Annotated in this window: 6 protein-coding genes; 4 read left to right on the forward strand and 2 right to left on the reverse strand. The window is 43.8% G+C overall.

The window, feature by feature from the left end; genetic code table 11:
- The coding region (locus ABYB02_RS12275) for an MBL fold metallo-hydrolase (RefSeq protein WP_372762734.1) at positions 1 to 761 on the reverse strand (761 nt) is incomplete at its 3' end.
- Positions 762 to 1,020: 259 nt separating this feature from the next.
- On the opposite strand from ABYB02_RS12275, the gene ycaO reads away from it, so the two are divergent.
- The gene (gene ycaO, locus ABYB02_RS12280) at positions 1,021 to 2,781 is read left to right on the forward strand and encodes a 30S ribosomal protein S12 methylthiotransferase accessory factor YcaO (protein ID WP_372762735.1); all 1,761 of its coding nucleotides are present in this window, start codon (positions 1,021 to 1,023) and stop codon (positions 2,779 to 2,781) included.
- A gap of 91 nt (positions 2,782 to 2,872) precedes the next feature.
- Here the strand turns inward: ycaO and ABYB02_RS12285 are convergent, their stop codons facing one another.
- A complete protein-coding gene (locus ABYB02_RS12285; RefSeq protein WP_372762737.1) occupies positions 2,873 to 2,941 on the reverse strand; it encodes a hypothetical protein in 69 nt (22 codons plus the stop codon).
- A 51-nt stretch (positions 2,942 to 2,992) separates the two neighbouring features.
- On the opposite strand from ABYB02_RS12285, the gene ABYB02_RS12290 reads away from it, so the two are divergent.
- The 3 genes from ABYB02_RS12290 to nadE all read left to right on the forward strand — a co-directional run.
- The gene (locus ABYB02_RS12290) at positions 2,993 to 6,259 is read left to right on the forward strand and encodes an ATP-binding protein (protein WP_372762738.1); all 3,267 of its coding nucleotides are present in this window, start codon (positions 2,993 to 2,995) and stop codon (positions 6,257 to 6,259) included.
- 42 nt (positions 6,260 to 6,301) lie between these two features.
- Entirely contained in the window at positions 6,302 to 6,931 is a 630-nt protein-coding gene (locus tag ABYB02_RS12295; protein WP_372762739.1) for a YceH family protein, read from the forward strand.
- A gap of 66 nt (positions 6,932 to 6,997) precedes the next feature.
- Positions 6,998 to 7,689, forward strand: a 692-nt coding sequence (gene nadE, locus ABYB02_RS12300) for an ammonia-dependent NAD(+) synthetase (protein ID WP_372762736.1), incomplete at its 3' end; no start/stop codon positions are given.

Here is a 7,689-nt window from a genome sequence, read left to right on the forward strand (position 1 = left end):
GCGGCTAATAGCTGCGCTAAACTGGCCTCATTTTGCATCGCCTTTAGCATAACAGCTTTGGCTTTTTGCACCAGCTTAGCATACGCTAACAACCCCGCACGATCAGTGAGCGGCCCATGTCCGGGGATCACTTGGGTGTTAGCATCAATTTTGCGCAGCACATCATCAAGCGCAGCTAAAACACCGGCCACGCTACCACCGCTGTCCACATCAACAAAGGGTAAACTCCCTAAATTAAAATAAATATCGCCCATGTGCACTATGTTATCTTGGTTAAAAAAGATCACCGCATCACCATCAGTATGGGCGTTGGCATAATGCACAACATGCGCTTGTTGATTATTAAAGTGCAAGGTTAAATCTTGGCTAAAACTAATGCGTGGCACAAAGCCTGAAGCGGCGCCATGCTTGGCGACTAAGCGTTTATGCACATTATGGTGCGCAATAACATGCGCCCCCGCGTTGGCAAAGTTTTCGTTGCCGCCGGTATGATCGCCATGATGATGGGTGTTAATAACAAACTCTGCACTACCGGGGCGTAACTCACTAATGCTTTGCTTTATTTCGTTGGACAACTTAGCAAATTGGTCATCAATAATATAAATGCCATCATCACCCACACTGACCGCTATGTTACCACCTTGACCATAAAGCAGATAAACATGCTCGCTTAACTGCTGCGTGTTAATAATACTGTCTTTTGCGTAACTTAGCGTGGTTAGGAGTAACCAGCCTATTGCTATCGATATTAGTTGTTTCATTGAATATTCACCTGCCGTCAACGTTAATTTCACCCGTAATACTGACTAGCTTAGCTCACTAAGCCATGATTCACCTTGCGCCGCGATTAAACAGCCGCTGAATTGAACAAATTTTAATCCTCAACAATCAACAAACTTTGCCCTATATTCATTTTCGTTCTATTAAAAAGCTATCTTCTGTACTGCAAAGGATGAAATAAACAACAAAATCCACGATAATGGCCGTTACACACATTGTGCATACCTAGTTGAGAGCAATATGACTGAAAAAACATTTATCAAAGGTAAAGACCGCGACCTAGAGTCGTCAATCTCTACCATGCAAAACAAGCTGAAAACCCTGAATATTAATATTGAAGAGGCGCTTTGGCTTAATCCTGTAGCTAACTGTTATTCAGTGCATATTCGCGACCAAGACTGCGGCGTTATGTTTACCAATGGTAAAGGTGCAACCGATAAAGCATCGCTTGCTTCTGCATTAGGCGAATACTTTGAGCGTTTAAGCTGTAACTATTTTTTTGCCGACTTTTACTTAGGTGAAGAGTTCGCTCATGCTGAGTTTACCCATTACCCTAACGAAAAATGGTTTACCGTCACCGATGAAGAAATTCCAGCGGGTATTATGGATGAAAGCTTATGGGATTACTTTGATCCAGAGCGCGAGTTAACCGCATCACATCTATATGATTTTAACTCGGGAAATACCCAACGCGGTATTTGTACTGTGCCTTATACTCGCCAACGCGACAACCAAGATATTTATATTCCGGTTAACGTGATCGGAAATATTTTTGTGTCTAACGGCATGAGCGCCGGCAACACTAAATACGAAGCTCGCGTGCAAGGCTTATCGGAAGTATTTGAACGCGCGATTAAAAACCGTATTATCACCGAAGGTTTATGTTTACCTATCGTGCCGGAAGAGGTGGTTAAGCAGTACCCTAAAATTCATCAAGCGTGTGAAGAACTCCGTAGCCACGGCTTTCATTTACGTATTGCCGACGCATCATTAGGCGGTAAATACCCGGTAATGAGTGTGACCTTGATCCACCCTGCCGATGGTTCTGTATTTGCCTCTTTTGGTGCCCACCCATCATTTGAAGTCGCGCTTGAGCGAACTGTAACCGAGTTACTACAAGGTCGTCGCTTAGATCAGCTTAATGTATTCCAACCTGCTACCTTCGATAATGACGAAGTAGCCTCACCGGAAAATACCGAACTACACTTTATTGACTCAAGCGGTTTAATTTCACATGACTTCTTCCGTGCAGAAGCCGACTTTGAATTTGTACACTGGGATTTCAGTGGCTCAACTGAGCAAGAATATAATTTTTGTACCGACTTAATCCATAGCATGGGTCACGACATTTACATTATGGATTACACACACTTAAACGTGTATGCCTGTCGTATTTTAGTCCCGGGCATGTCTGATATTTACCCGGTTGACGAGCTTATTTGGCGTAACAATAACGAAGGCGCGAAGTTCCGTGAAACATTTTTATCACTCGATCAGTATGGCGCTGAGCAATGGATGGAAATTTACGACACCCTAGAAGAAGCAGGCCATAGCGATATTATTCGGGTTGCTGAATTTATTGGTGTAGTCACCGATGCCGACACACCATGGCATACACTGCGCATTGGTGAGCTCAAAGCGCACCTTTGTTTAGCCGCGGGTAGCGAAGAAGCCATCGACTGGGTAGATTGGATCCTGCACACCGGCCAAGTCAGTGAAGACGCAATGCGTCATTTCCGCTGTTTAAAAGCTATTTTAGAAATTAAATACGATGACGAACGCCAATACGCCGACTACCAAGATGCCTTAGGCTTAATGTTTGGTAGCAACAATGTGACACTGGCAATTGAAATCGCTGAGGGCCGCACCTTGTTTAATGGTTTAACCTTCCCTGGCTTATCACTGCAGGGCTTTAAAAAGCATGCGGCGTTACTCGATGGCTACCGCAAGCTGCATGTAGCTAAACAACAACATTGGGCGCGTGAAGTTAGCGATTCATAATTAGGCAAGTTATTAATTATACTTATAAAACGGCGCATTTATTACTGCGCCGTTTTTATTTGCCGAAAAAGTTAGCTATAGTGGATGTTGTCTAATTTAAAAACACACTGCGCGAATGTCGAAACCAAAAAATAATAATAAGAACTCTCATAAAGCTCACAATTTTAAGCTGACCTTTTGGTTGTCGTTAACACTGATTGTGTTAGTAAGTATGCTGCTGGATCGCGTAAATTATAATCGAGCTGCAGACGCATACCGGTTACGCGTGTTGTCTGAGGTAAGTACCTACCGAGCGCAGCTTGAAGCGACTATGGTATCGAATATACAACTGGTGCGTGGTTTGGCGGTGGCGGTGGCAGCTGAGCCTAATATAGATCAAGCGCGTTTTAGCCAAATAGCGGCGCCATTATTTAACACCTCAAACGAACTACGCCATATTGGTGGCGCGCCCAATATGCTGCTGGAAATGATCTACCCCCTCGAGGGTAATGAAGGTTCGCTCGGCCTTAATTATTTAGAAAACAAAAACCAACGTCATGATGCAGTTAAAGCCCGCGATACCAATAGCATTATTATGGCAGGTCCGCTTACTTTAGTACAAGGCGGTACCGCGCTGATAGCCAGAGTACCGGTTTACACCCCTCCCGACAATCGCTTTTGGGGGTTATTGTCTGTGGTGTTAGATATTGAAAAAGTATATAACAACTCTGGTATTTACCAACTTGAAAAAGACTATAACGTGGCTATTCAAGGGCGTAATGGCCTTGGCAAAAAAGGGGAGTTTTTTTATGGAAACCCAAACATAAAGCAACAGTCCCCGCTTGAATTTACCCTTAATTTTCAAGGGGGTAGTTGGCAGTTGTATGTGGCCCCTAAAACAGGCTGGGCTCCCAATGGTGCCGCTTTTTGGCCACTGCGGATTGCCATTATTATTATTTGCGGACTGCTTATTTGCGCTTTCTTTTTCTTTTTAAAAATGCTTAACCGACAACAAAAAAATGAAAAAATGTTGGAAACCATGAGCGATTTGGCACAAATCGGTGCTTGGTCATTTGATTTACAAAGCAAACAAATGAATTGGTCTGATATGACCAAAAAAATCTTTAAATACCCCCTCGACCAACAGCCTGTGTGGTCGCATGATTTAAGTCATTTTAAAGCCGGTAAAAGTAGAGAAACCGCAGCTAAATTAATACAAAGAGCGATTAAGTTTGGTGAAAGCTTTGAAGTTGAACTTGAAATAATTGATGCGCACGGACACGCTGTTTGGGTGTTTATCCACACCGAAACTGAGCATAAAAATGGTCGCTGCCTAAAAATATTTGGCTCATTGCAAAATATTGATAGCCGCAAAAAAATAGAGCTAGAAAATAATAAAATAGCTATTTATAACGAAGCCCTCGCCTCACTAACGGTGAACGATCTGGTGCTTAGTGGGCAACTTAACCAATCTAAAGACTTAATTACGCAAGTAGTTTGTCAAGCGCTCAACGTAGGCCAAGCCAGCATTTGGCTGTTTAACGACAAAAAAAACCAACTGAGTCCAATTGCGTCTTATGATATTAATGGCAGTGTCGGCAATAAAAATGCCGTGTGGCTAAAAAAGGATATTCCGGACTTTTTTGATGCCGTAGAACGCAAGGCTGTATTTAGTGCGCCAGATGCGCAACAGCATCCAATGCTAACCCCACTGAAGCAATATTACCTGTGTCCTTTACGTATTAATGCCATGTTATGCGTGGTTATTCCTGCGGGCAGCGGCACTATCGGTGTGGTGTGCGTCGAACAATACGATGAAACCCGTGCATGGTCATATAACGAGGAAAGCTTTTTAATTGCCGTTGCGGCCTTGGTAGGTAGTTTACACTCCAGTCAGCACCGTATCGAAACTGAGCAGCAGTTAGTCACTGCCAAAGAAGCCGCTGAGCAAGCGGTGAAAGCTAAAAGTCAGTTTTTAGCCAGTATGAGTCATGAAATTCGCACGCCAATGAACGGCGTACTGGGAATGCTTAATATAATCAAAAATACCCAATTAGATCAGCAGCAATTACACCATATAGAACTCGCCCAGTCATCGGCCCAATCGTTACTAAATATTATTAACGATATTTTAGATTTTTCTAAAATTGAGGCACGCAAATTAAGTATTGAAAGTGTGCAATTTAACCTGCCCCGATTATTAGGTGAGGTGGTTGAATCGTTTGCTCTTAAAGCAGAGCAAAACAATACCAAGCTCATTTTAGATGCCACGCAAATTAATATTAGTGAAATAGTCAGCGACCCGAACCGGCTACGGCAAATCCTCAATAACTTAATTAGTAATGCGGTTAAGTTTACCTTTGATGGCAAAATAGTGATTACCGCAACCTTAACCGAAACCACCGAAGGTACCTTTTTAGAGTGCTCTATTATCGACACCGGTATTGGCATTGCTACCGACAAACTAGATTCGTTGTTTGACTCATTCACTCAGGCCGACGCGTCTACCACACGTCAATATGGTGGCACAGGTTTAGGGCTTGCCATCGTACAACAACTGTGTGAATTAATGCACGGTGAGGTAAGCGTTACCAGTATGGTGAACGCAGGCAGTACGTTTTCGTTTTCCATAAAAGTACAACCTAAACTCAGTAAACAGCAAGACTTACCCAGCCACTTAATCAAAGGCAAGCGTATTTTAGTAATAGACGACTGTGTGTTAAATGCCAGTATCGCCAAAAAACAACTCACCATTTGGGGCGCACATGCCGATACCTTAACCGACTATAATACGGTTGCTGAGTATTTTAAGCAGGTCGATAAAGCGCCCGATGCGATGGTGATAGATTATTACTTTTTTGAGCACGCGCCCCCCTCGCAGATCATTGCCATTAAACAGCACTTAGCGGCTAGCAAACTCATCATTATGGCCCCAATGAGCTACTTAAAAAGTAACTCTAGCCTGAGCTTAACAATCGACTCGATGATTTTTAAACCCCTTACCCCTTCTGATTTATTTGACTCACTGGCGAATGACAAATACATAGAGCAGCAACATCAACAAGCGCAATTAGAAAATAAACTCACCCATAAAGTGAAAGTAGCCACTCCCTCGGCGCAAGTGTTATTAGTGGAAGATAATAAAATTAATCAAGTGGTGGCCGGTGCGTTACTTACCCAAGCCGGCTTAGCATTTGATATTGCCGAGAACGGCCGAGAAGCGCTAGAAAAGCTCAGTGCACAAGCGGACAACCGCTATCAATTAGTGTTAATGGACTGCCAAATGCCGGAAATGGATGGCTATCAAGCAACCCAAGCGATTAGAAACGGCGAAGCGGGCAAGCATTACCAACATATAGCCATTATTGCGTTAACGGCCAACGCGATGCAGGGGGATCGCGATAAATGTCTGGCCGCAGGAATGAATGACTATCTAAGCAAGCCACTAGATTTTAGTGCACTGCAGCCTAAGCTTGAGCAATGGCTTGGCAGCGCATAACAGTGTAAGCTAAAAAATAGAGTTTATCAGGTGAGGTGAGTGATGCAATTATCAGCAAAGCAACAACGTATTATTGGTTGTTTATTGGAAAAACAAACAACCACCCCAGAACATTACCCGTTATCGTTAAATGCGCTTACCCACGCTTGTAATCAAAAATCTAATCGTGCGCCAGTCTTAACGCTAAGCGAAAGCGAGGTACAAAACACCCTTGATGAATTAATTGCCCAGCGCTTAGTCACACTCGATGAGGGGCTCTCTGGGCGAGTCAATAAATACCAGCACCGCTTTTGTAATACTGAATTTAGTACGTTGCAATTTGATCCTCAGCAACGGGCTATTATTTGTCTGCTACTGCTACGTGGCGCGCAAACTGCCGGAGAGCTGAGGACGCGCTGTAGTCGTTTAGCCCATTTTGACAATGTCGACGATGTTGAGCGCGCGCTAGTTAAACTGCTTGAACTGCAGTACGTCACTAAGCTGCCGCGCGAACCCGGAAAACGTGATAGCCGCTATCTGCATTTATTTAGCGCGCCACACAGTGCAACAGCCGATAGTGCTACTGAGCTCAATAACGATGAACTTCATCAAGAAGAACTTAATGAGCTACTGAGTGAAATAGATGAATTAAAAGCAGAGTTACGCAAGATAAAAGCCCACTTAGGGCTTTAATTAAACGTGGTTAAATCTGATAATAGGCTGTTGTGAATAAACAATTTAAACCGTAAGGAGCTGGCCATGCGCGCCGAGATTATGGCTGAAATGAAAGTTCAGCCAACTATTGATGTAACAGTTGAAATAACCCGACGAGTTAACTTTATTAAATCGCGCTTAGTTGCAGCGCATGCCAAGTCATTAGTGTTGGGCATAAGTGGTGGCGTTGACTCCTCTGTGTGTGGACGCTTGTGCCAACTTGCGGTGAATGAACTTAACCAAGAACAAAGCAGTATAGATTACCAGTTTATTGCTATGCGCTTACCTTATGGTGTGCAGGCCGATGAAAGTGATGCACAACTGGCGGTTGATTTTATTCAACCAAGCAGCCGTATGACGGTAAATATCCAGCCGGCAACCGATGCGCTACATCAACAAACCATAGCCGCCATTGTCGGTAATAGTAATGCCTTGCCAGCGCAAGATAAAATTGACTTTATTAAAGGCAATGTAAAAGCACGGCAGCGCATGATTGCCCAATATGAGGCGGCTGCATTTTGCCATGGCTTAGTGGTGGGCACCGATCACAGTGCAGAGAACATTACCGGTTTTTACACTAAGTTTGGTGATGGTGCCTGCGATTTAGCTCCGCTGTTTGGCTTATCAAAACGGCAAGTACGTGCGTTGGGTGCGGCATTAGGCGCCTCTCCCTTATTAATTAATAAAGCGCCAACCGCAGACCTAGAAAGTGATCGCCCAGGACGTACCGATGAAGA

Origin of the sequence: Pseudoalteromonas sp. (assembly GCF_041613455.1) — a bacterium.
Taxonomy (GTDB): Bacteria; Pseudomonadota; Gammaproteobacteria; order Enterobacterales; family Alteromonadaceae; genus Pseudoalteromonas.